Raw genomic sequence first — 23,052 nt, forward strand, 5'->3', positions numbered from 1 at the left:
ACCTCTGGCATGGTTCCGTGTAGAAAAGGCAAAGCGCCGTCAAGGCAGGGCTTGCGGCGATTGGGCGGTCTGTGTCTGAGAGGCGAAGGCCTTGGCCATCCGACCTGACATCGGTCATGCCCGTGGTGGGCATGACTGTCAATTATTCAACGGCAAATACGTTGATAATTAGGAAAGATCGGGTCCGGCTAAAATTACTTGTTGCGCGCCAGCAACGCTGTGACCAGCTCGTCGGTAATACGGCCATCCGGCGTCTGGCCCACGGACTTCTGGAAGTCCTTGATAGCCGCCACCGTCGCACGGCCCAGCTTGCCATCCGGCTCGCCTGCCTTGAAGCCATTGTTGTTGAGAATGGCCTGAATGTTGCGGATCGCCTTCTGCATATCGACAGACGATGTCTTGACCTCTTCGCCGCCGGTCCATTCGGCTGGCGGGTTGACCGAGTTCGCTTCGTCGTTGAGCGGCGTCACCTGCCATGCATCCACCTTGGCCTTGGCGCTGGCCAGTTGTTCGGGCCGCATGGCCTTGGCAACATCGTCGCGCTTCTGACCGGCATCGGCATCGCCATCACGAGCGGCAATCGCGAACCATTTGTAGGATTCCTCCAGGCTCTGGGGCACGCCGCTGCCACGAGCATAGAGAATGGCAAGGTTGAACTGGCTGTCACGGACGCCAAGGTTGGATGCCTTGATGAACCAGTCACCGGCAGTCTTGAAGTCAGGGGCACCGGCAGCATCGGAAGCCAGAAGCACGGCCAGATTATGCATGGCCCCGGCATTACCCTGGTCAGCCGCCATCTGGTAGTAGCGCTTGGCCTCGGAAAGGTTGCGCTCTACGCCGTTGGCCTTCTCATACATGTTGCCAAGGCGGTATTGGGCCGGTGCAAGACCACGATCTGCGGACAGCTTGTACCACTTGGCGGCCTCGGTGCGGTCGGCAGCAACGCCGCGACCATCTGTAAAGCGCGCGCCGATTTCAAACAGGGCCTGCCTGTCACCCTTGACCGCAGCATCCGCCAGTGATGGCGGCGTGATGCCTGCGGGAACGGCAATGATCTCTTCTAGCTGCAAAGGCTGCTGCTGGGCTTGTGGCTGTGCCTCGGGTGCCTGTGCGGCAGGGCGCAGATCGGCAATATCGGCCCCGGCGGATGGCGCAGGCGCTTCCACGGCGGGCGTTTCATCGGGCATTGGTGCCCCGCCAACCTGCCTTGTGTCGATGTCAGGCGCGGCCCGGTCGGCATCGGCCTGCATGCGCTCGCCTGCGGCGCGCGCACTTTCGTCCATCGCTTCGGTTGATGGTTCGGTCACGGCTGGCGTGACGGAGGCTGGCACGGTGACGGCTGCTGCTGGCGCAACCGGCTTTGCCTGGGTGGGCAGAACCGGCAGCATCGACATGTCGTTGTTGGCCTTCGGTTCAATCGTTGCGGCAGGAGGCGTGGTTTCGCCGCCGACGAACGACTTGATCGCAGGCATGGCCATCATCGCCAGAAGAATGGCGCCGATGCCCAGAAGCAGCGGGCGGCGGTAACGGGAAAGTGCTGAGCCTTCCTTCTGCTCGACACCCTTGCTGCTGCGCGATGGGCGCGAAGTGATGCTTCTGTCCGGTACGCTTTCCTGGGCTGCGGCCTGCGCTGCACGGCGGGCGGCGGCAATGAAGTCGGCGCGGTTGTCGCTTTCGCTCGCACCGGCGCGAGCCGCTGCCGTCTGGCTGGCACGCACGCGTTCCAGAATTTTCTTGATGTCGGGAGCGCCCGAGCCGGGCTCCAGCAGTTCGGTTTCGATATCGGCCTGCAGCACATCGACAGGGTCGAGCGCAGGTGCCGGGTCGATCTGGGTACGGGCCGAAACCTGCTCCTGCGGTGCATCTTCGGCCTTTGCCGCGCTGGATTTGAAACGGCGCGTCAGACCGGCCAGAAGCCCGCGCTTTTCCTGCGCGGCAGGCTTTTGCGCTTCCGGCGGCGTAAGCGTGTCGGTGTCGACGCCAGCCTCATGTTCGTTCTGCGCAATCAGGCCCTCTTCAGGGAAGGTGGCGGCAGGCATGCGTGCATTGCCGTCATAGTCGGCCCAGTCACGGTCGGCATCTGCCGGTGCCGCGGCTGTCGGGCGCGCGCTGCCGCGGCTGTCCAGATTGTCCAGGCGACCGGCAATCTGCACCAATGTTTCATGCAGTGCCTCGAAGGTGCGGTGCGTGCGCTCTTCGGTGTTGCGGCTCAACCCTTCCAGCTTGCGCAGGTCGTTGGCCAGCTCGGTCAAAATGGCGATGTCGCCATTGGTGGCGGTTTGCGCCAGATTGTTGCGCGTGTGGGCTTCCAGCACGGCTTCCGCCGCCTGTCGTGCCGCTTCGATAATATACTCGTCGCTCGACGCCATATACTCTTCGATCGCGGACATGCGGTCGTTCAGCTCCGGCGACATGCCGGAAACGACAGGTGTTGCCGGTGCCTGCGTCTCGTCCAGCTTGGCGGCAATGTCGCTCAGCCGGTCTTCCAGCCGCTTGAAGGCGGTGTCATAGGATGGGTTTTTGGCAGGGGCGGGCTGCGCCTCGATCTGCTCGATGCGGCGAGCGATTTTTTCCAGACGCTCGGCCAGCTTGTCATTGACCGCACCACTGCCCAGCTCGTCGATCTTGCGCGAGATATCGGTCAGAAAGCGTGTCAGTTCAGGTTGACTGGATGGGCGCTGCGAACGCTCCAGCAACAGCGAAAGCTGATCCAGCCGTTCGCCCAGCTGCGCCACGTTGCGCTCGGCAGACAGTTCCTCGATGCGGCTGGTCAGCGCATCGAGACGCAGACCAAGGGCTTCGGAAGGCTTGTCTTTTGCGCTCGCAAGGTCGTTCAGCACGTCCATCTGCGAAGAGAGCGCCTGCAAGCGGTTTTCCAGACGCTCGGCAAGGGCCGGATCGACGGAGGGTGCCGCGCGGTTTCCGGCAGCGGCAATCGCACGGCTGATTTCGTCGAGACGCTGGTCCAGACCGGAGAAATGCTCGCTATAGGCCTGATCGTTGGGCTGAACATGCTTGCCGATATGCTCTACGGCACTGGCAATGGTCAGAAGCTTTTCTTCCAGCGCACGCACGGTGGCATTGCTGCCGCTCATCGAACCCAGCTGGCTCTTGATGTCATCCAGCCGGTAGGCCAGCGCCACGATTTCATCCTGAAGCGGAACGGTGTCGAAACCGCTCAACCGGTCGTCCACGCTGTTGAAGCGGCTTTCCATGCGGTGCAGGCTGTCTTCGCGGGCAACCTGGTCCATCAGGCTGCGAAGCTCTTCGAATTCGCTGCGCAGAGCCTCGACATCAGGCGACGTCGTCTCGCCCATGCGGTCGATGCTGGCGGCCAGCCGGGCGACATCCTCGCGGATGTCCTCGGCGAAATCCTGGGTTTCGGCAAAAGTGCGGATGTTGCGCAGTTCGGAACGCACACCCTGCATTTCGCGGGCAACGCCTTCGGAAATCTCGTGCTTCAGTTCCTGACGCAGGCTGACCAGCGCTTCAGCCACTTCGCGCAGCGCCGCATCACTCTGATTGGGTGCTGCTGGGGCTGGGGCAGGCGGCGCACTGCGCTCGTAACGGGCTGTGGGACGCTGGCGGGCTGGGGGAATGGCGGTCGAGGCACGGTATTCGCGCTCGCTATAGCGGTGGTCCAGTTCCCGTTCAGCGGAAAGGTCGGTGCCACGCGGAGCTTCCGTCTGCTGGCGTTCCCAGCGGGCGTCCAGTGCCTGCTGGCGCTGGCGGATTTCATTGACGGGGTCGAAGCGTGGCTTGGATGCGGGCCGTGCAGCATTGGCAGTGCGCTCGGTCTCAGTCCGGGCAGGGGCGCTTTCATAGGGAGAACGCGTGGGTTTCGCGCCCAGCAAATCCTCTATCCGGGCTTCCAGGCCTTCGATAGTGCGATTGAGCGCATCCAGAGACGATCTGTCGCTATGCTGCTGGGAATTCGATCGCAATCCGTTCATCGTCCTGCCCGCTTCGTCTTTGCCCGATGGTGTTCCCCCTTCTGGTCGACACCGTCGAGGCGAACATAGGTCTTTTCGATTTCATTAAAGGACCCCCACGATTCCCGAAGCAGTCCCCTGAAGAGGAACAATTGACGAAGTGTGGTTAATTAATTATTAATTAGAGGTTCCTTGTTTAACGATTTCTTCAGTATTTAGCTTGTGCGAAACTTGCCGAAATGGCGAAATTTCACCATTAAATTGATTTAGAGGTATCTAATTATAATTATTCGATTGACGTAATCGCTGTGCGCAAAGCTGACAATGCACTGGTTTCATTGAATTGCGAGTTCGCTTGAGGATCGAAGCACCGCTTCGTACGCATTTAAGCCCTGCGCGCATCGCTTGCGTTAAGATTACGCCGTGCGGTTGTGTAAAAGCTGCGCACCGCTTTCACGAAGCCGCAATGTTTATCGTCCAACATCCCAGCCTTCCCTGACGAAATTTTGTTCTGAAAGCCATTTGACGTTTACGCGCACGTCAAATATTGTTGGTCTATCTTGAGGCCGGATGATCTCCGGCGAGCGATGCGGAGGATCATCGGTAATGCCTGTTTACAAGGCCCCTGTTAAGGATACGCTTTTCATTCTGAACGACGTGCTCGGTATCGAGCGCTACAACAACCTTCCCGGTTTTGAAGACGCCACGCCCGATATGATCGAGGCGATTACTGGCGAAGCCGCAAAGCTGGCGGAAGAACAGCTTTTCCCGCTCAACCTGTCTGGCGACCAGCAGGGTTGCAAGCGCGCCGAAGATGGCTCGGTCTCTGTGCCGGACGGTTTCAAGCAGGCCTACGATGCCTATTGCGAAGGCGGCTGGACCGGCCTTGCCGTGCCGCCGGAATATGGCGGGCAAGGGCTGCCCTATACGCTGCATGCGGCCATCGGTGAATATATGTCGTCCGCCAACCTGTCGCTGATGATGTATCCCGGCCTGACGCAGGGCGCGATTGCGGCCGTTCTGGCGCATGGCTCCGACGAGCAGAAGCAGACCTATCTGCCGAAGATGGTCGAGGGCACATGGTCCGGCACCATGAACCTGACCGAGCCCCATTGTGGCACCGATCTCGGTCTTCTGCGCACCAAGGCCGTGCCGCAGGGCGATGGTTCCTACAAGATTTCTGGCCAGAAGATTTTCATCTCGGCTGGCGAACATTCCATGACCAGCAACATCATCCATCTGGTTCTCGCCCGCATCGAAGGCGCGCCCGAGGGGACCAAGGGTATCTCGCTGTTCATCGTGCCGAAGTTCCTCGTCAATGACGATGGATCGGTCGGCGCGCGCAACGGCGTGGTCTGCGGTGCGCTTGAGCACAAGATGGGCATTCACGGCAACGCCACCTGCGTCATGAATTACGATGATGCGACCGGCTACCTCATCGGCGCGGAGAACAAGGGCCTGTCGGCCATGTTCGTGATGATGAACGAAGCCCGCCTTGGCGTTGGTCTTCAGGGCCTGTCGGTTGGCGAAATCGCCTATCAGAACGCGGTGGAATATGCCCGTGAGCGCATTCAGGGCCGCTCTCTCTCAGGCGCTAAGGCTCCAGACAAGAAGGCCGATCCGATCATCGTCCATCCTGATATCCGCCGCACGCTGATGACCATCAAGGCCTATAACGAAGCCAGCCGCGCCTTCCTTCTCTGGACCGCGCTGCAATCGGACATCGCTCATCGCGCAGCAGATGAGAAGGAACGTCAGGCAGCAGACGATATTCTCGGCCTCGTCACCCCCATCCTCAAGGGTGTGTTGACCGACAAGGGCTTCGACCACGCCGTTATGGCGCAGCAGGTGTTCGGCGGTCACGGCTATATCGAAGAACACGGCATGAGCCAGTATGTGCGCGATGCGCGCATCACCATGATCTATGAGGGTGCCAACGGCATTCAGGCGCTCGACCTCGTCGGCCGCAAGCTGGGCCTCAATGGCGGACGTGCCGTGATGGCGCTGTTCAAGGAAATCGGTGATTTCTGCGAGGAAAACCGTGGCGATGAAGCCCTGACACTCTACACCAAGGGCCTCAAGAAGGGCCTGAACGACCTGCAGGCGGCCACCATGTGGTTCATGCAGCATGCCATGGCAAAGCCAGACAATGCCGGTGCCGGTTCCACAGACTACATGCACCTCTTCGGCCTTGTGGTGCTGGGTTACATGCAGGCCCGCATGGCAAAGGCCGCGCAGGCTGCCTTGTCGTCGGGCTCTGCCTCTGACGAGCAGTACCTCAAGACCAAGCTCGTCACCGCTAAGTTCTTCATGGAACGCATTCTGCCGGAAACGGCGGTTCGCAAGATCCGCATCGAGGCTGGTGCCGATACGATGATGGAACTGGCTGCTGAGGCGTTTTGAGCAGAGACACCCTCCCCCTTGTGGGGAGGGTTGGGGAGGGGTTCTTCCCAAGGTCTGTGCCGGTGAATTAGGGCGCCCATGCGCCGACAGGGAGATGAGAAATGACTGACGTATACATTTATGACCACGTCCGCACTCCGCGCGGGCGCGGCAAGAAGGATGGTTCGTTGCACGAAGTGCCGTCCGTTCGTCTGGCCGCCAAGACGCTGGAAGCCATCCGCGACCGCAACGGGCTCGATACATCCACCGTCGATGACATCATCATGGGCTGCGTCGATCCGGTCATGGATGCCGGTGCTGTCATTGCCAAGGGTGCCGCCTTCGAGGCCGGTTATTCCACCAAGGCACCGGGCATGCAAATCTCGCGCTTCTGCGCCTCGGGTCTCGATGCCATCAATTTCGCAGCCGGAAAGGTTGCGGCAGGTGCCGATGAGATTGTCATCGCGGGCGGCGTGGAAAGCATGTCGCGCGTCGGCATGGGCATGTCCGGCGGTGCCTGGTACATGGACCCCTCGGTCAGCTTCCCGGCTTACTTCATGCCGCAGGGCGTATCCGCCGATCTTATCGCCACCAAATACGGTTTCAGCCGCGATGACGTGGATGCATTTGCCGTGGAAAGCCAGAAGCGCGCCGCCCACGCCTGGGAAAACGGCTACTTCAAGAACTCCGTCATTCCGGTGAAAGACCAGAACGGTATCACCATTCTCGACCGCGACGAGCATATGCGTCCCGGCACGGACATGCAGGCGCTGGCCTCGCTCAACGCATCCTTCCAGATGCCGGGCGAAATGGGCGGCTTCGAGGCCGTCGGTATCATGGCGCACCCGGAAGTCGAGCGCATCAATTATGTCCACCATGCGGGCAATTCATCCGGCATCGTCGATGGCGCCGCTGCCGTGCTGGTCGGCTCCAAGGCTGGCGGCGAGAGCATGGGCCTGAAACCCCGCGCCCGCATCCGCTCCTTTGCCAATATCGGCTCCGACCCGGCGCTTATGCTGACAGGCCCGGTGGACGTGACCGAAAAGCTGTTGGCGAAAACCGGCATGTCGATTTCCGATATCGACCTCTTTGAACTCAACGAAGCCTTCGCCGCCGTCGTACTGCGTTACCTTCAGGCCTTCGACATCAGCCACGACAAGATGAACGTCAACGGCGGCGCGATTGCCATGGGCCACCCGCTGGGCGCCACCGGCGCAATGATCCTCGGCACGGTTCTGGACGAGTTGGAACGCCGCGATCTCAACACCGCGCTGGTCACGCTCTGCATTGGCGCGGGCATGGGTACGGCGACTGTCATCGAGCGGGTTTGATTGGGACGACGAGCATGGCGGGCTATCAAAACGAGACAAAGCGCCACTTCCAGACGAGGCAACTCGACAAGGACATGGCCGAGGCTGCTGAAGCAGCCGGTCGCGTTGCGCCTGCCCAAAGCCACGCACGGATGAAAGCAGAGGGGCGAGGACTGATTATCGTTCTTGCTCTGCTTGTCGTTCTGCTTTGCTACCTGCTCGGCGTCTTCGGTTAGCACAAGAAATTCAGGGAAGAGGAATCCCACTATGAGCACTTACACCAATTTCACCGTCGAAACAGACGCAGACGGCATCGCCCTCGTCACCTGGGATATGCCGGAAAAATCCATGAACGTCTTCACAGCCCAAGTGCTGGAAGAACTGGATGCCATCGTGGATGCGACGGTGGCGGATGCCGCCGTCAAGGGCGTGGTGTTCACATCGGGCAAGAGCACATTTTCCGGCGGCGCTGATCTGTCGATGATCAAGTCCATGTTCTCCTTCTATCATGAGGAGAAGGAAAAGAACCCGGATGAGGCCGCCAAAAAGCTGTTCGACCTCGTCGGCAAGATGAACTGGTTGTACCGCAAGCTGGAAACCAACGGCAAACCCTGGGTGTCTGCCATCAACGGCACCTGCATGGGCGGCGCGCTGGAACTGTCGCTGGCCTGCCATGGCCGCGTTGCCTCCAATGCTAAAAGCGTCAAGCTGGCGCTGCCGGAAATTAAGGTCGGCATTTTCCCCGGTGCCGGTGGCACACAGCGCGTCTCGCGCCTCACCGACGCGCAGTCCGCGCTTCAGATGATGACGACCGGCCAGTCGCTGACGGCAAGCCGCGCGAAGTCCATGAACCTCGTGCATCAGGTGGTGGAGCCCGATCAGCTGATCCCCGCCGCCAAGCAGATGATCAAGGACGGCCTGAAACCCGTCGCCCCATGGGACGAAAAAGGCTTCAAGGCCCCCGGTGGTGGCATCTGGACGCCCGCTGCCGCTCAGCTCTGGCCAGCAGCCCCAGCCATTCTGCGCCGCGAAAGTGCTGGCAATTACCCCGCAGCACTCGCCATTCTCAAATGCGTTTACGAAGGCCTGCAATTGCCCTTCGATACCGCTTTGAAGGTGGAGCAGCGCTATTTCACGGAAATCCTTCGTTCGAAGGAAGCCTTCGCAATGATCCGCTCGCTGTTCATTTCCATGCAGGAACTGGGCAAGGGTGCGCGCCGCCCAGCCGGTCAGCCGAAGAGCGATCTGAAGCATGTCGGCGTCGTCGGTGCAGGCTTCATGGGTGCGTCCATTGCGTACGTTACAGCCGTTGCTGGTCTCGACGTCACCCTGATCGACCGTGACGACGAAGCCGCCGCCAAGGGCAAAACCACCTGCGAAGGTCTGGTGAAGGACAGCGTCGGTAAGGGCCGCATGACGCAGGAAGAGGGTGCCGCCATCCTCGCCCGCATCACGCCAAGCTCGGATTATGCCTCGCTCAAGACCGCAAACCTTGTCATCGAAGCCGTGTTCGAAGACCGCGACGTGAAGAAAGCCGTGATCGAAGCCGTGGAAGCTGTCCTTCCCGAAGGCGCGATCTTCGCTTCCAACACCTCCACTTTGCCCATCACCGGTCTGGCGCAGAATTCCAAGCGCCCGACCGATTTCATCGGCATCCACTTCTTCTCGCCCGTCGAAAAGATGATGCTGACGGAAGTCATTCTCGGCAAGGAAACCGGCGACAAGGCGCTGGCCGTGGCGCTGGATTACGTCGCGAAAATCAAGAAGACGCCGATTGTCGTTAACGACACCCGTGGCTTCTTCGTCAATCGCTGCGTGCTGCGTTACATGGCCGAAAGCTATGACATGCTGATCGAAGGCGTGCCCGCCGCCATGATCGAGAATGCCGCGAAATTCGCCGGCATGCCTGTGGGACCACTGGCGCTGAACGACGAAGTCGCCATCGACCTCTCCTACAAAATCCTCAAGGCCACTGTCGCCGATCTGGGCGAAAAGGCCGTGGACCCGCGCCATATGGAGCTGGTCAAGACGATGGTGGAAGGCGAGGGCCGCTTTGGCCGCAAGAACGCCAAGGGCTTTTACGATTACCCGGCCAAGCCTGCCAAGAAATCTCTCTGGCCAGGTCTGAAAGACCTCCATGCGCAGAAGAAGCCTGAGGATGTGGACATGGAGGTGCTGAAACAGCGCTTCCTCGTCACCATCGCTCTGGAAGCCGCCCGCACAGTCGAAGAGGGCATAGTGACCGATCCACGCGAAGCCGACGTCGGCTCCATCCTCGGCTTCGGCTTTGCGCCCTACACCGGCGGTGCGCTGTCCTACATTGATGGCATGGGCGTGAAGACTTTCGTGGAACTGGCCGAAAAGCTCAGCCAAACCTACGGTCCGCACTTCAAACCCACCCCGTTGCTGCAAGACATGGCCTCCAAGGGCGACACCTTCTACGGCAGGTTCGATCCCTATGGGGCCGCCGCAAAAGCTGCCTGAGATCAAAATCACGCAACCATCAGCAGGCCCTTGGGGGCCTGTTTCTTTATCGAGCCATCTCGATATCAATCTGTAATTGCGGAGCCAGTGTATAATGCAAAATTTATAGAGGGCTGTTACAGAGAATGACCGTCCTGGGCCACGTTAACTCTGGTCGTAACATTCTCCATTACTTGATATTATTCTGATGACATAATAACGGCTTTTCCTTTATATCCATTTTGGCAACGGCTGGGGCACCATTGCTCACCTGATATTGCGCGCCTCGATTCCAGAGGATTTTTCCATGAAAAGAACCATCTTGGCCGCCGCCTTTGTGCTGGCGCCGTTTTTTGCGCAGGCCGAAACACTCAAGTTTCCCAGCGACGCGCCAATCGCATCGGTCAAAATTCCCAATGACTGGGAGCCGAAGGAAACCGAATCCGGCGTTGACGCCACATCGCCCGATGCCGCGATCTACTTCTCCATCGATGTCGCCAGCGACAAGACCATGGACAAGGTCATCGATGACGCCATCAAGTTCTTGACCGACAATGGCGTGGAGATCGATGCCAGCACCAAGTCGGATTCCGGCGATGTCGAGATTAACGGCATGCAGTTCGGCAGCATCGAATTCGATGGCAAGGATGAGGATGGCCCGGTCGAAGTCTCCCTTGGCTTCGCCTCGCCACGCGAGGGCAAGATGCTGGTCGTGACCTATTGGGGCACCAAGGCCACGCAGGACGCCCACCACTCGGAACTGGTCGGCATTCTCCAGTCGCTGAAGCCTGTCAAGTAAACGGCCCTGCACCGCATGACGATACGACCAGACGCCGCAGTCAACATGCGGCGTCAGTCGGTCTGGCTGTCCGGTTTTTGACGGACATAGCAGGTCCTCATAAAACACTGCATCCTTTTGCGCCTCTCTGCGTTTGCAAAACATCCATGATCCGGTCGCAAGATTGCGACCTACACGCACGTGAGAGGAAAATTGCATGAGGGCGCCGATCCGTTCCCATGGGTTCGACAAACCGTCAGACCTTGAAGACGAACTTTCTCAACTGGATGATGACGTGAAAGCAACGCCGACAAAACCATCCGCCCGCGCCAAGCCGCCGCAAAAACCTGGCATCGACGCATCGTTGCGCCGCGAGATAGAAGACCTGCGCCGCGATATCGACACCATCCGCAAGCAGGTGGAAGAGCTTCAGGAGGCGCAGTCGTGCGCGATGCGTTCCGCGTCACCCCGCCAGAACGCATCGCGCCACAGCACAGATATCGCCAATTGGCTACCGGTCGTCCGCTCCGTCGCCATCACCTCGCTGGCAGGCCGCATCTTCGCGTCCTCCCCCGTCATGGCACTTTTGGTCGCAGCCGTTCCATTCGCTCTCGGTCTTTCTGCCGGGTCGAAATAAGCACTATTCCTGTCAGACAGACTGCCTGCGGCCCGCCCAATGCGGGCCGTTTGCATGTCCGCAGATACGTTTTGTAAAAATATCTTTTTTAAAACAGATGCTTACTCAAAAAATGCAAAATAATCCAAAAATCTTTCTCAATGGCACCAAAACCGCCCGCACAATGCCCCTGCTTCCGCCACCAAACTGTATCGCGAGACAGTGAGGTGGCGGGGCTGGTGCGCAATTGTCTGGCTGTAACGTGCGGTCAGATATGTCGGGCCATCGAAGGGCTGACCCGTCGACACCAGAAGGGCGTCGGGTCAGCCCGACTTCTCATGTGCAAAACACATGGGAGGAATACATGCCTTGAAGGCAGCGCATGGTCCCGGAGTGTTGATCCGGCCAGGACGATGCGTGTTGCCTGAAGGTGTGCGTGCAGGAAATGAAATGGGGATAGCGATATCCCCGCAGTCCGAAGGCCACGCAAATGCGGATGCCAACAGACTTACCATACCAGAGATGACCGCATTTGCGTGCGCTCTCCGGGTTAAAAGAAACGCCAGCCACGGGTGCTCGCACCGCCTGACCGGCGAAGCATGCCAAAAATTTGGAAGGCCTGAACGACGGGAAAATCGAAGAGAAAATGCAATTTGATCATAAGCTTCCGTGACCTTTTCCCATGAAGTACAGGCCTTTCAAAGCCCATCCACGACCACCGCCAAAAAACTGTCAAAAAAGTTCAGCCAACCGCTTGCCATGGCCGAACAAGATGTTATAACCCCGCTCATTCCGGGGCAGCCAAGCTTCTCCGGCGCTGTAAAAAGCGAAGGTTCCACAAGAGCCTGTAGTGCCCGAATAGCTCAGTTGGTAGAGCAGCGGATTGAAAATCCGCGTGTCGGTGGTTCAAATCCGCCTTCGGGCACCATTTTTCTTCGATAAAATCAATGACATGGTGCACACATATAGCGTCACATTCTAAGTGCTTTGTGTGCTAGAACCGCTTATTTCTTTGAGTTTTCGAGAGCTTACAGCTAATCCATGCAAACACGCTACCGTGCTTGAACTTCCGTAAGTAAGCAGATGACATTTCGTAAGTTTAGTTAGCGAAAAAGAACAATACGAGAACATATTTTAGAGTTGTCAGTTCGTCGTGAAATCGCTTGTGGATTGTCGTTCCATCCACTGACTAATCAGGTGATTCTGGAGTCATAGTGCGCGTGTGCCGGAAAGCAAATGCGTTTAGAACCCGCATAATAATCTACTTCCCGGCCACTGGCGACCCCGGACGGGGGAGGGCGGCTGCAACCGTTCTCCCTCACTCGACCGGATAGCCGTTATTCTTCAACAATCCATCCAACCTGCAAAGCCCCACGTGATCTTTTGCAGATATTTTTTTGGGTAGAGAAATGGAAAATCCTGACAACTCCCTATTGGTCGAGCACTGGACAGATGAGAAACGGCGCGAGCGATATCAGTATTACGCTCGAGAAAAGTACGAGTTTTATAAGTCCGCTCGTGAGATCGCTTTCAAGGCTAACATTGATTATGGAAAATGGCTGTTAGCCTCCGGTTTGCTTGTCCACGGTGGTGCAATCTACGCGATTAATACGATCAAGGATCCGTCCAAGCAGGGGCTGATGGAGGGCTTGATGATCGGCGCACAGTGGAACGTGGCAGGCATTGTATTTGTGTTGATTGCTGGACTAGCCGCTTGGCTGAATTTTCAAGCGGCGGCGTCGATATACGACGAATGGGCAAACCCCCTTATGGTATACAAAACCGATCAGTTTCCAGAGAACAGCAGTAGTAGGGATTTCGTCGGGGCTACCCGTCTTCTCTCTATTTTTTCAGGTCTCTTAGCTTTGTGGTCATTCGTCGCGAGTGCTACAAATGTATTCCAAGCATTGAAGGCTAGCTACTGAACTATCGATAAACTTAGCCGCGATAGGGGTGTTAAAGGGTTTATCCTAAAATCTTACCTACCATCTTCCCGAGCGGCCGGCGTCAAACCTCGACCACTAGTGCTCCACCTACTCCTGATACAACTCGCCCGCCGAGGTCACGATCTGCCATTTGCCATCGATGTTGTTCATGGACAGCAGTTTGCTTTCGTCTGGCAGGACGGAGCCGATCTGGACGAGGAACATGCCGGATTTGTCCTCGATGAGAGCGCGGCCGTTGGAGACGTGGAGGAGTTTGAAGCGGGTGCCGCCGGGGAAGGGTTGTGACGTGCCTTCATTGGCGTTCTGGCCTTGGCCGGAGGCCTGCACCGTGGCTGTGGTCAGGGTGTCGAGGTGGCTGGCGGTTTCCTCGCGTTTTTCGGCGGCCAGGCTTTCGTCGATATGCGGGATCACGGCTGTCACGCCGCCGCCTTCGCGCTGGGGCACATTCGTCAGGGCTTCCCAGCCATTGCCAGTCATGCCGAATTTTTCCGGGTTGAAGAAGACGTACCATGGCAGGGCCGCCGCCGCCGCCGCTACCGCAACGAGGCCGCCGGTCAGGACGCGGTCGAAATCGCGGATGGAGCGTCTCTGGCGGGCAGCCTGCTCGGAATTGCCACGGGTTTTCTGTCTGCGGAATGTCATTGTCATGGCCCCCGTCGCTGCGCTGGCTGAGTGTTGACCGGCGCGTTTCTCAATGCGTTGGCCAGTTCGGCATAGGCATCTATGACTGTGGGATCACCGGGTGATTGCTTGAGAACGTCGTAGACGAAGGGCACCTGCTTGACGGCCATGTCGAGCTCGGCATCCACGCCGGGGCGATAGCCGCCGATGAGACGCAGGTCCTTCGTTTCCTCGTAATTGTGGATCAGGGATTTGAGCCGCGAGACCAGCTTGTGCTGGTCCGGCGTCCACGCCTTGTGGGAGAGGCGCGAAATCGAGGCGAGCGGGTTGATGGGCGGGTAACGGCCTTCATCGGCAAGCGAGCGGTCGAGCACGATGTGTCCGTCCAGAATACCACGCGTCGAGTCAGCGATAGGGTCGTTATGATTGTCTCCGTCCACCAGGATGGAGATGATGGCGGTCACGGTTCCCGTGCCCTCTTCACCGGGGCCGGCGCGTTCCAGCAGACGGGGAAGTTCGGTGAAAACTGATGCCGGGTAGCCACGCGCGATCGGCGGTTCGCCAGCGGCAATCGCCACTTCGCGGATGGCATGGGCAAAACGGGTGATACTGTCTGCGATGAAGAGAACGTTTTCGCCCTTGTCGCGAAAATGCTCGGCAACCGTCATGGCCACCAGCGGCGCCATCTTGCGCAGCATCGGGCTTTCATCGCTGGTCGCGACGATGGCGATGGATTTCTTCATGTTGTCACCGAGCGTGTCTTCGATGAATTCGCGCACTTCGCGGCCACGTTCGCCCACCAGTGCGATAACGACCTTGTCGAAGGCATCGGCGCGCGCCAGCATGGACAGCAGCGTGGATTTACCGACGCCCGAACCGGCGAAAATGCCGAGGCGCTGGCCCAGACACAGCGGGGTGAAGATATCGATGGCCTTGACGCCGGTGCGGAAACCGGTGTCTACGCGGCTGCGTGTCATGGATGGCGGGGGCAGGGTCATGACGGAGCGCTTCTTCGCGCCCTTCATCAACGGGCCCTTGTTGTCGATGGGCTTGCACAGCGAGTTGATGGTGCGTCCACACCAGCTGTCGTCAGGCTCGACCCGGAACTCACCCTCACGCAGAACGATGTCGTTGACACCGATCGGGTCGCCCGGCTCGATCGGGCAGACATAGATCAGGTCGGGTTCCACACGCACCACTTCGCCCAGATGCAGGCCGGTCTCGCTCTTGTGCACCACAAACTCGCCAAGGCGAACGAAGGGCGACAGACCGCTGACGGTGTAGTGACCGGCAGCAATGGTCCTGACCCGCCCGCCGCGTGACATCGGCGTGCCGGATGCGACCTGCGCTTCCACCATCTGCGCCAAGGCATCAAGCCGGGTGAAGATGTTGGCAGGCTGGGCAAGTGGTGGTTCGACCACGGGCTCTGGAAGGGTGTCGATCTCGGCTTCGATGTCCATTTAAATCACACGCCGCTTACTGGCCGCCCCCAAGGGTGCGGATGGCTTGTGAGAAGGAATCTTCCGTGGACTTCATCAGCGAGGAAATGCCTTCGAAGGCGCGGTTGACCTGCACGAGCTGCGTCATCTGGCTGATGGCATTGACGTTGGACTGCTCGACATAACCCTGGATCACGCCGATATCGCCGTTGTCGACAACCGGCTGCGGGGCTTCTGAAAAGATGACGCCGGAGTTTTCATAGCGCACAAAGCCCTTGTTGGCGTCCGCCGTAAAGAGGCCCAGCTGCGCGACTGTCGCGCCGTTTTGCAGAATGCGGCCATCGGCACCCACGGTCGGTTCACCGGCGGCGGGGTTGAGCTGGATCGGCGCACCGCCTGCATCCACAACGGGATAGCCCTGCGTGGAAACGAGCTCGCCGGTAATGCCCATGGAGAAGCGACCGTCGCGGGTCAGGACCTGGCCCGCAGGCGTGTTGATCGCAAACCAGCCGTCACCCTTGACGGCAAAGTCAAAGGAGTTGCCGGTGCGGATCATTTCGCCGTTGCGGGTGGAAAGATAATCGCTGCCCTGGGTTACGAAGGAAACGTCGGCGTTCAGGTCGTTGTGCGTCTGGCTCATCACTTGGTCGAACTTCACTTCCGTGCCGCGAAAGCCGACCGTGTTCATGTTGGCAATGTTGTCTGCGATGGTGGTGAGACGACGTTCCAGTGCGATCTGCGAGGATATGCCTACGTAAATACCAGACTGCATGTCGGTCTCCTGTCCGTAACTTCTAGAAAAGGCGCGCTGGTGACACTGCAACCTCATGTATGTCCCGAAACTACGGGCGCTTGCTTGTGCGAAGCTTTTGAACGGCAGCTTATAAAGAGAGCGAGCATGGTGGGGCGGCGCGTGGGCCCAGCCGATGTTTCGAGGGGCAGGGGCGGGCGGTGCGACAAACCGCGTTCGCAAGCCAGCCTCGCACAAGGCATGTCACCTATCCCTGAAGTGCGAAATTGGCATCAGACGCGAGCTTCAGATGAATATTATTATCGGACTAGTGATTACCTTCGGCTGTATTATCGGCGGCTACATGGCCATGGGCGGTCACCTGGACGTGCTTTTCCAGCCGTTCGAGCTTGTCATCATCGGCGGTGCCGGTCTTGGTGGCTTCATCATGGCCAACCCGATGAAGGTCGTGAAGGACAGCGGTAAAGCCATCGGCGAGGCGTTCAAGTTCGCGGTGCCGAAAGAGCGCAATTACCTCGACGTTCTCGGCGTTCTCTACTCGCTGATGCGCGATCTGCGCACGAAATCGCGCAACGAGATCGAAGCTCACATCGATAACCCGGACGAATCCTCGATCTTCCAGACGGCACCGTCTGTTTTGAAGAACAAGGAGCTGACGTCCTTCATCTGCGACTATGTCCGTCTGATCATCATCGGCAATGCCCGCAGCCACGAAATCGAAGCGCTGATGGATGAGGAAATCGAGACGATCCTCAACGACAAGCTGAAGCCCTATCACGCCATTACGGCCATGGGTGACTCCTTCCCGGCCATCGGTATCGTCGCCGCCGTTCTCGGCGTCATCAAGGCCATGGGCAAGATCAACGAATCGCCTGCGGTTCTGGGTGGTCTCATCGGCGCGGCGCTCGTCGGCACCATGCTTGGCATCATTCTGTCCTACTCGATCTGTAACCCGCTGACATCGCAGATCAAGATCGTTCGCACAAAGCAGCACCGGCTCTACATCGTCGTGAAGCAGACGCTGATCGCCTACATGAACGGCTCGGTTCCGCAGGTTGCGCTCGAATACGGCCGCAAGACGATTTCCGGCTACGAGCGTCCTTCCATCGATGCCGTGGAGCAGGAAATGATGAACCCGGGTGGCGACCAGAAGGCGGCTTGATGATGGCGAATGCTGCACAATCAAAAACTTCGGCGAACGTAACGCCCATGGAACCCGCCCTTCTCGCAAAGCTGACGGGCGGTCTGGGTGACAGCAAGAAGGTCTCAAAGATCGGTTCGGATATCGGCCAGATCTACAGCCACTTCCTGCCGGATATCTTCCACAGCGAAACGGGCATCGCCATCCAGGTGGATTATCTGGGCTGCGAGTCCGGTCTGATGGTCGAACTTGTCCAGAAGCTCGGCAAGGACTTTGCCGTTGCCGATTGCTCGCTGCGCAACTGGTGCCCCAATTTTCTGATCGGCACCGGCACGGCCTTCATTATGGCGCTGATGGAGCGCATGCTGGGTGCCGCCCCCGATACGATCATGGAACCCGAGACACGGGCGCTGTCGCATATCGAGCTTGATCTCGCTGCCCTCGTCATGGGCCGGATCGGCGATGTGCTGCGGTCTGCCGTCAATGCGCCGGGTGGTTTCGAAGCGACCATCGACCCGCCCTTCAACGGCAACGGCAAGACCATTTTCGAAGAAGCGATCTCTGCCCAGTTCGGCATGATGATCCGCCTCAAGGTCGAAATCGGCAAGGTTGCCTCCGAATTTGCACTGGTCATTCCGCAGCGCACGCTGCTGAAGACGACTATCGTCGCGCCCAAGCCATCGGCCCAGGCGTTGAAGAAGCAGGAAGAATGGATGGAGATGATCTCCGAACAGGTGAAGCGTTCACAGGTGACGCTGGAAGCCAGAATCCGGTTGCAGAGCCTGACGCTGAAAACGATCTCGCGGCTGGTGGAGGGGGATGTCATTCCCTTCCGCGATATCCGCCAGGACGACATCTGCGTCGAGGTGAGCGCCAATGGCGCGAACATGTACAACTGCGAGTTCGGTCGCGCAGGGGATAAATACACGGTTCGCGTGAAAAACAACGTCAGCACGGACGACGAAATTCTTAGACATTTGATGGGTTGAATGCCCGTTTCGCCTTCTCACAGGCATGGGCAGCTTGACGCAAGTTTCAAAGGGAATAATTAGCGCATGGCTACGAAAAAGACACCAAAACCCGAAGATGATTTCATGGCTTCGCTGGATGATACCGGCGATCTGGATCAGGCAATCGGCGATCTGCGCGGTGTTCTGAAAAGCGATTCGGAAGGATCGCTCTCGGACTTCGGTGATTTTGGCGACTTCGGTTCGACAGCGGTCGAGCCGGCGGCGACAGACGATCTGGCGGGCTTCGGTGGCGGAATGGACAGCTTCGGCATGTCCGATTTCGGCTCCTCTTCCGCCCCGCTGTCCGCTTCGCCCTCGCCACTGGGCAGCGGACTGTCCGACAACTTCGATCTGATCATGGATATCCCGATCGATGTCCAGATCGTGCTGGGCACTAGCCGCATGCTGGTGTCGGGCCTGATGGGACTGGAAGAAGGCGCCACCATCGCTCTTGAGCGCAGGATTGGTGAGCCGGTAGAGATCATGGTGAATGGCCGCTGCATCGCACGCGGCGAAATCACCGTGCTGGATGATGACGATACGCGTTTCGGTGTGAAGCTGATTGAAGTAATGAGTACGAAGAAAGCCTAATCCCTGTGGGGACGGAGAGGAAAGACCATGATGGACTTTGAGGATTTCGGTAACCCAATCGCTGGGAAACCGTTGTCTCAGGCTGATAAGGCCGCCGCCGTACTGCTGGCGATGGGAAAAGGCGTGGCCGGAAAACTCCTCAAGTTTTTCACGCAGGCCGAGTTGCAGACCATCATCAATTCGGCCCAGACGCTTCGGGTTATTCCGCCAGACGAGCTTGCGCAGATCGTGGCGGAATTCGAAGACCTGTTTACCGAAGGCACTGGCCTTATGGACAACGCCAAAGCCATCGAGAGCATTCTCGAAGAAGGTCTGACCCCTGAAGAGGTCGACGGTCTTTTGGGCCGTCGCGCCGCGTTCCAGGCATACGAGACCTCCATCTGGGATCAGTTGCAGGATGCGGACCCGCAGTTCATCGGCAAGTTCCTGATGCGCGAGCATCCTCAGACCATCGCCTACATCCTCTCCATGCTGCCATCGTCCTTCGGTGCCAAGGTACTGTTGACCATTCCCGACGAGCAGCGCGCCGACATCATGAACCGTACCGTCAACATGAAGGAGGTCAGCCCAGCTGCCGCCCAGATCATCGAAAAGCGTGTCATGGCGCTGATCGCCGAAATCGAGGCCGAACGCAATGCTGGAGGCTCGGCAAAGGTTGCCGACCTGATGAACGAACTCGAAAAGCCGCAGGTCGATACCCTGCTCAGCTCGCTCGAAACGCTCAGCAAGGAATCCGCCAACAAGGTCAAGCCGAAGATCTTCCTGTTCGAAGACCTTCTCTACATGCCGCAGCGCAGCCGCGTTTCGCTGCTCAACGATGTCTCGGCAGACATTCTCACCATGGCGCTGCGTGGCGCCACGAACGAGATCAAGGAATGTGTGCTGGCCTGTATCAGCCCGCGCCAGCGCCGCATGATCGAATCGGATTTGGCTGTGCCGACCGCATCCCTCAACACCCGCGAAGTGGCGATTGCGCGGCGCGCGGTTGCTCAGGAAGCCATCCGTCTGGCCAATTCCGGCCAGATCTTGCTGAAAGAAACGGCTCCTGCCGATCAGTCAGCCGCTGCCTAAAAGCCATACGGGCCCATAAAACCTGTGTGGCAAGCCCAGGCGGCTTGCGGGCCAAAGCGCGCCCCTATACCCTCTCAATAACGGCCTGCCGGTTCCGGCGGGCCTTTTCCATTGAGGGGACGTGTCTTGTCGGACGAAGACAAAGACAGTAAAACAGAAGAACCAACAGAGAAAAAACTACGCGACGCGATGGAAAAGGGAAATGTCCCTTCATCGCAGGAAGCGTCGTTGTTCGCGTCCACGCTCGCGTTTTACATTTATCTCGTGTTTTTTCTCCCCGATGGCATCAAACGGCTGTCGCAAACACTGCAAGACATTCTCGAGCGGCCCGAACAATGGCGGATGACCAACGCCGCCGACATGGTGTCGCTTGGCCTGCATCTGGCAAAGGAGATCGGTTGGCTGCTAACACCCGCTGCCATTCTCTTCTGTCTGTTCGGGCTGGCACAGTCCTTCGTGCAGAACCTGCCGCAATTCGTGCTGGATCGAATCACCCCGAAATTCGAGCGCATATCGCCAGTCGGTGGTTTCAAGCGCATCTACAGCGCCAATGGCATGGTCAATTTCGGCAAATCGCTGTTCAAGGTGGTGGTCGTCGCCATCATCATGGTGATGGTTCTGAAAGCCGACTACTATAAGCTGCTCGACGCGCTGGTCACCGACCCGCACACCATGATCTACACCGGCTATGAAATTCTGAAGAAAATGGTCGTCGTGGTTCTGTTTTCGACCGGCATTCTGACCGTCGCCGACTACTTCTGGACGACCTATCGCTGGCACGCCGACCAGCGCATGTCGAAGCAGGAAATTAAGGACGAATACAAGCAATCGCAGGGCGACCCGGTGGTCAAGGCCCGTCAGCGCTCGATTGCGCGTGACCGTGCACGGCGTAGAATGATGGACGGCGTGCCAAGAGCCACGCTGGTCATCACCAACCCGACGCACTATGCGGTTGCGCTGCGTTACGTGAAGGAAGAAAGCGACGCGCCGGTCGTCGTTGCCAAGGGGCAGGATCTCATCGCTTTGAGGATCAGGGAGATCGCCACAGAAAACGGAATTCCGATTTTTGAAGACGTTCCGCTCGCTCGCTCCATGTTTGCACAAGTCTCGGTCGATAGTGTCATACCGTCAGTATTTTATAAGGCTGTGGCTGAACTTATTCATAAGGTTTACGCCGCACGCCAAAACAAAAGACGGGTAAACTGATCAATATGAAAAAATGCTCATATTCGGCTGAACGGGAAGAAATCTTGGCTCGTGCAATCGGCCCTGTGGCAGCCGAGCTTCGTTTAATCGATGCGGGAGATCTGATCTCCCTCCTGAAATTCGAGTATTACAGCTCCCTGTCGGATCTCGTCGATTCGGCAGCCGAGCTCTACTTCCATCCGGGCACGGTGTATTTCGGCATCGGCGGTGATTACAAGTTGGATTGGGACACCTATCCAACCATCACGCTGGATCTGGAAATCAAGCCGAAGGGCGTCACCATCTATGCACAGTTGTTGCTGGAGAAGGACCGCGCCGGGGTGAACATCAACTACATCAACTTCCAGAATCCATCCAACGACCCGAACGAGAATACCGCGTTCCTGGCCGACAGTCTGCGCCACGCAGCCTTCCAGCGCGCGAACGATGCACCCGTCAGTACCACGGCTCACTGATTTGGCGTGACAGACCGTGACGGTGCACGTCACGGTTTCAGAAGTATAATCCTGACATAAAACCACTCGCCACCAACGATCCAAACGATCGCCGGTGGCGTTTGGTTTGCGTCAGATGGATTTGCCGAGAATATAGCTCGAGAGCCGGTCTGCGGCGTCTTCGATCTGGGCGGGATTGCGCAGGAAGCAGGCGCGCAGGAACAGCTCTCCCCCTGAACCGAAGGCTGTGCCGGGTGCAAGGCCGACGCCGACCTTATCGACGATGTCGAAGGCGGCTGCGCGGCTGTCGGTGACACCATCTATTTTCAGGAACGCATAAAGCGCGCCATCGGGTTTGAGCGTTTCCACACGGTTGGTGGCGATCAGAGCATCGCAGAGAATGTCGCGCGATCTGGCGGCGCGGTCGAAGTTCTGGCGGATGAAGTCATCGCCGTTATCGAGGGCTGCAATCGCGCCCCGCTGCATGAATTGCGCCACGCCCGACGTCGAATACTGGATGAGGTTTTCGATGACCTGCCCGATTTCCGGTGGGGCCACCAGCCAGCCGACGCGCCAGCCGGTCATCGACCAGTTCTTCGAGAAGGAATTGGCAAACACGATCCGGTCGCCATCTTCCATGATGTCGAGGAAGGATGGCGCGCGGGTCCCGGCATAATGGTAGAGCGCGTAGATCTCGTCGGCGATGATCCAGAGACCGTGCTTGCGCGCCAGAGTGAGAATATCGCGCAGGTTATCGAGCGTCGCCGTCCAGCCGGTCGGGTTGGATGGGGTGTTGATGAACAGCGCCTTGGTCTTCGGCGTGATCGCCTGTTCCAGCTTGGCAATATCGATATCCCATTTGCCGTTGGTGAAATCGATGCCGACAGGCACCGCCTTGGCACCGGCCACGCCGATGGCGGCGACGATATTGGGCCATGTCGGCGTGAGGTACACCAGCTCGTCACCCGGTGACGTCAGCGCCTGTACGGCAAGGACGATGGCCTGCATACCGGAACCGGTGACGTAGAAATGGTCGGACGAGAGGCTGGCCGCAAAGTGGCGCTGGTAGTAACGGCTCAGCGCCTCGCGCAGTTCTGGAATGCCGCGCTGCCAGGTGTAGAAGGTCTCGCCGCCCGCCAGCGCATCTGCCGCCGCCTGTGCGATGAAGGCAGGTGTTGGAAGATCGCCTTCGCCGACCCAGAGCGGCAAAAGGTTTTCGCGGGCATGGGCGTATTTCTTGACCTCGACGATGCCGCTTTCAGGCGCAGCCAGAGAACGGGTACTTAGACTTTGCAGAACCGACATGAAAAAAGGCACTCCAGTGTGAGTGCCTTCTTTAGCGCATGAAAAGCCTGTCTTGC

The 23,052-nt window shown here is 58.5% G+C and carries 18 protein-coding genes and 1 tRNA gene; 14 read left to right on the forward strand and 5 right to left on the reverse strand.

What is annotated here, in order from left to right; translation table 11 throughout:
* Positions 1-194 precede the first annotated feature (194 nt).
* Positions 195-3,953, reverse strand: coding sequence for a peptidoglycan-binding protein (locus tag HRR99_RS01500; protein WP_233122513.1), 3,759 nt, complete (start codon positions 3,951-3,953; stop codon positions 195-197).
* Positions 3,954-4,538: 585 nt separating this feature from the next.
* Here HRR99_RS01500 and HRR99_RS01505 point away from each other — a divergent pair.
* The 8 genes from HRR99_RS01505 (at position 4,539) to HRR99_RS01540 (ending at position 13,406) form a co-directional block, all read left to right on the forward strand.
* The gene (locus HRR99_RS01505; protein WP_233122514.1) at positions 4,539-6,335 is read left to right on the forward strand and encodes an acyl-CoA dehydrogenase C-terminal domain-containing protein; all 1,797 of its coding nucleotides are present in this window, start codon (positions 4,539-4,541) and stop codon (positions 6,333-6,335) included.
* Between the two features lie 101 nt (positions 6,336-6,436).
* Positions 6,437-7,645, forward strand: a complete 1,209-nt coding sequence (locus HRR99_RS01510) for an acetyl-CoA C-acetyltransferase (RefSeq protein WP_233122515.1) — start codon at positions 6,437-6,439, stop codon at positions 7,643-7,645.
* Between the two features lie 14 nt (positions 7,646-7,659).
* The gene (locus tag HRR99_RS01515; protein WP_233122516.1) at positions 7,660-7,860 is read left to right on the forward strand and encodes a hypothetical protein; all 201 of its coding nucleotides are present in this window, start codon (positions 7,660-7,662) and stop codon (positions 7,858-7,860) included.
* A 31-nt stretch (positions 7,861-7,891) separates the two neighbouring features.
* On the forward strand, positions 7,892-10,108 hold the full coding sequence (locus HRR99_RS01520) for an FAD-dependent oxidoreductase (RefSeq protein ID WP_233122517.1): 2,217 nt from the start codon (positions 7,892-7,894) through the stop codon (positions 10,106-10,108).
* A gap of 286 nt (positions 10,109-10,394) precedes the next feature.
* The gene (locus HRR99_RS01525) at positions 10,395-10,886 is read left to right on the forward strand and encodes a histidine kinase (RefSeq protein ID WP_111840974.1); all 492 of its coding nucleotides are present in this window, start codon (positions 10,395-10,397) and stop codon (positions 10,884-10,886) included.
* Between the two features lie 196 nt (positions 10,887-11,082).
* Positions 11,083-11,502, forward strand: coding sequence for a hypothetical protein (locus HRR99_RS01530; protein ID WP_233122518.1), 420 nt, complete (start codon positions 11,083-11,085; stop codon positions 11,500-11,502).
* A gap of 831 nt (positions 11,503-12,333) precedes the next feature.
* Positions 12,334-12,409 (forward strand) — tRNA-Phe (locus tag HRR99_RS01535).
* Positions 12,410-12,890: 481 nt separating this feature from the next.
* The gene (locus HRR99_RS01540; RefSeq protein ID WP_233122519.1) at positions 12,891-13,406 is read left to right on the forward strand and encodes a hypothetical protein; all 516 of its coding nucleotides are present in this window, start codon (positions 12,891-12,893) and stop codon (positions 13,404-13,406) included.
* Positions 13,407-13,514: 108 nt separating this feature from the next.
* Here the strand turns inward: HRR99_RS01540 and HRR99_RS01545 are convergent, their stop codons facing one another.
* The 3 genes from HRR99_RS01545 to flgF all read right to left on the reverse strand — a co-directional run bounded on the left by HRR99_RS01545 (position 13,515) and on the right by flgF (position 16,259).
* Complete coding sequence (locus HRR99_RS01545; protein ID WP_233122520.1) at positions 13,515-14,069, reverse strand: flagellar protein; 555 nt, start codon at positions 14,067-14,069, stop codon at positions 13,515-13,517.
* A gap of 2 nt (positions 14,070-14,071) precedes the next feature.
* Positions 14,072-15,406 (reverse strand): flagellar protein export ATPase FliI, encoded by a 1,335-nt coding sequence (gene fliI / locus HRR99_RS01550; protein ID WP_233123542.1) that lies wholly within the window; start codon positions 15,404-15,406, stop codon positions 14,072-14,074.
* Positions 15,407-15,524: 118 nt separating this feature from the next.
* Positions 15,525-16,259 (reverse strand): flagellar basal-body rod protein FlgF, encoded by a 735-nt coding sequence (flgF, locus tag HRR99_RS01555; protein WP_111840797.1) that lies wholly within the window; start codon positions 16,257-16,259, stop codon positions 15,525-15,527.
* A 268-nt stretch (positions 16,260-16,527) separates the two neighbouring features.
* Between flgF and motA the strand changes: the two genes are divergently transcribed.
* From motA to HRR99_RS01585, 6 genes are all read left to right on the forward strand, one after another.
* Complete coding sequence (motA, locus tag HRR99_RS01560) at positions 16,528-17,400, forward strand: flagellar motor stator protein MotA (RefSeq protein WP_111840976.1); 873 nt, start codon at positions 16,528-16,530, stop codon at positions 17,398-17,400.
* The gene (locus HRR99_RS01565) at positions 17,397-18,368 is read left to right on the forward strand and encodes a FliM/FliN family flagellar motor switch protein (protein WP_422387282.1); all 972 of its coding nucleotides are present in this window, start codon (positions 17,397-17,399) and stop codon (positions 18,366-18,368) included. Before motA ends, HRR99_RS01565 begins: the two co-directional genes overlap by 4 nt.
* Positions 18,369-18,434: 66 nt before the next feature.
* Entirely contained in the window at positions 18,435-18,980 is a 546-nt protein-coding gene (gene fliN / locus HRR99_RS01570; protein ID WP_233122522.1) for a flagellar motor switch protein FliN, read from the forward strand.
* 27 nt (positions 18,981-19,007) lie between these two features.
* Positions 19,008-20,051, forward strand: coding sequence for a flagellar motor switch protein FliG (fliG, locus tag HRR99_RS01575; RefSeq protein ID WP_111840799.1), 1,044 nt, complete (start codon positions 19,008-19,010; stop codon positions 20,049-20,051).
* 126 nt (positions 20,052-20,177) lie between these two features.
* On the forward strand, positions 20,178-21,257 hold the full coding sequence (gene flhB / locus HRR99_RS01580) for a flagellar biosynthesis protein FlhB (RefSeq protein WP_422387283.1): 1,080 nt from the start codon (positions 20,178-20,180) through the stop codon (positions 21,255-21,257).
* 5 nt (positions 21,258-21,262) lie between these two features.
* Positions 21,263-21,712, forward strand: a complete 450-nt coding sequence (locus HRR99_RS01585; RefSeq protein WP_112498922.1) for a hypothetical protein — start codon at positions 21,263-21,265, stop codon at positions 21,710-21,712.
* 111 nt (positions 21,713-21,823) lie between these two features.
* Here the strand turns inward: HRR99_RS01585 and HRR99_RS01590 are convergent, their stop codons facing one another.
* Positions 21,824-22,996 carry a pyridoxal phosphate-dependent aminotransferase gene (locus HRR99_RS01590; RefSeq protein WP_233122524.1) on the reverse strand — a complete coding sequence of 391 codons (1,173 nt, stop codon included), beginning with the start codon at positions 22,994-22,996 and terminating at the stop codon, positions 21,824-21,826.
* Positions 22,997-23,052 lie beyond the last annotated feature (56 nt).

It is taken from the genome of Agrobacterium vaccinii (genome assembly GCF_021310995.1).
GTDB classification, from domain to species: domain Bacteria; phylum Pseudomonadota; class Alphaproteobacteria; order Rhizobiales; family Rhizobiaceae; genus Agrobacterium; species Agrobacterium vaccinii.

Excerpts from the sequence above, each read along its gene's own strand:
- HRR99_RS01500 (WP_233122513.1), bottom strand. The coding sequence starts at position 3,953 with ATGAACGGATTGCGATCGAATTCCCAGCAGCATAGCGACAGATCGTCT.
- HRR99_RS01505 (WP_233122514.1), top strand. The coding sequence starts at position 4,539 with ATGCCTGTTTACAAGGCCCCTGTTAAGGATACGCTTTTCATTCTGAAC.
- HRR99_RS01510 (WP_233122515.1), top strand. The coding sequence starts at position 6,437 with ATGACTGACGTATACATTTATGACCACGTCCGCACTCCGCGCGGGCGC.
- HRR99_RS01515 (WP_233122516.1), top strand. The coding sequence starts at position 7,660 with ATGGCGGGCTATCAAAACGAGACAAAGCGCCACTTCCAGACGAGGCAA.
- HRR99_RS01520 (WP_233122517.1), top strand. The coding sequence starts at position 7,892 with ATGAGCACTTACACCAATTTCACCGTCGAAACAGACGCAGACGGCATC.
- HRR99_RS01525 (WP_111840974.1), top strand. The coding sequence starts at position 10,395 with ATGAAAAGAACCATCTTGGCCGCCGCCTTTGTGCTGGCGCCGTTTTTT.
- HRR99_RS01530 (WP_233122518.1), top strand. The coding sequence starts at position 11,083 with ATGAGGGCGCCGATCCGTTCCCATGGGTTCGACAAACCGTCAGACCTT.
- HRR99_RS01540 (WP_233122519.1), top strand. The coding sequence starts at position 12,891 with ATGGAAAATCCTGACAACTCCCTATTGGTCGAGCACTGGACAGATGAG.
- HRR99_RS01545 (WP_233122520.1), bottom strand. The coding sequence starts at position 14,069 with ATGACATTCCGCAGACAGAAAACCCGTGGCAATTCCGAGCAGGCTGCC.
- fliI (WP_233123542.1), bottom strand. The coding sequence starts at position 15,406 with ATGGTGGAAGCGCAGGTCGCATCCGGCACGCCGATGTCACGCGGCGGG.
- flgF (WP_111840797.1), bottom strand. The coding sequence starts at position 16,259 with ATGCAGTCTGGTATTTACGTAGGCATATCCTCGCAGATCGCACTGGAA.
- motA (WP_111840976.1), top strand. The coding sequence starts at position 16,528 with ATGAATATTATTATCGGACTAGTGATTACCTTCGGCTGTATTATCGGC.
- fliN (WP_233122522.1), top strand. The coding sequence starts at position 18,435 with ATGGCTACGAAAAAGACACCAAAACCCGAAGATGATTTCATGGCTTCG.
- fliG (WP_111840799.1), top strand. The coding sequence starts at position 19,008 with ATGATGGACTTTGAGGATTTCGGTAACCCAATCGCTGGGAAACCGTTG.
- HRR99_RS01585 (WP_112498922.1), top strand. The coding sequence starts at position 21,263 with ATGAAAAAATGCTCATATTCGGCTGAACGGGAAGAAATCTTGGCTCGT.
- HRR99_RS01590 (WP_233122524.1), bottom strand. The coding sequence starts at position 22,996 with ATGTCGGTTCTGCAAAGTCTAAGTACCCGTTCTCTGGCTGCGCCTGAA.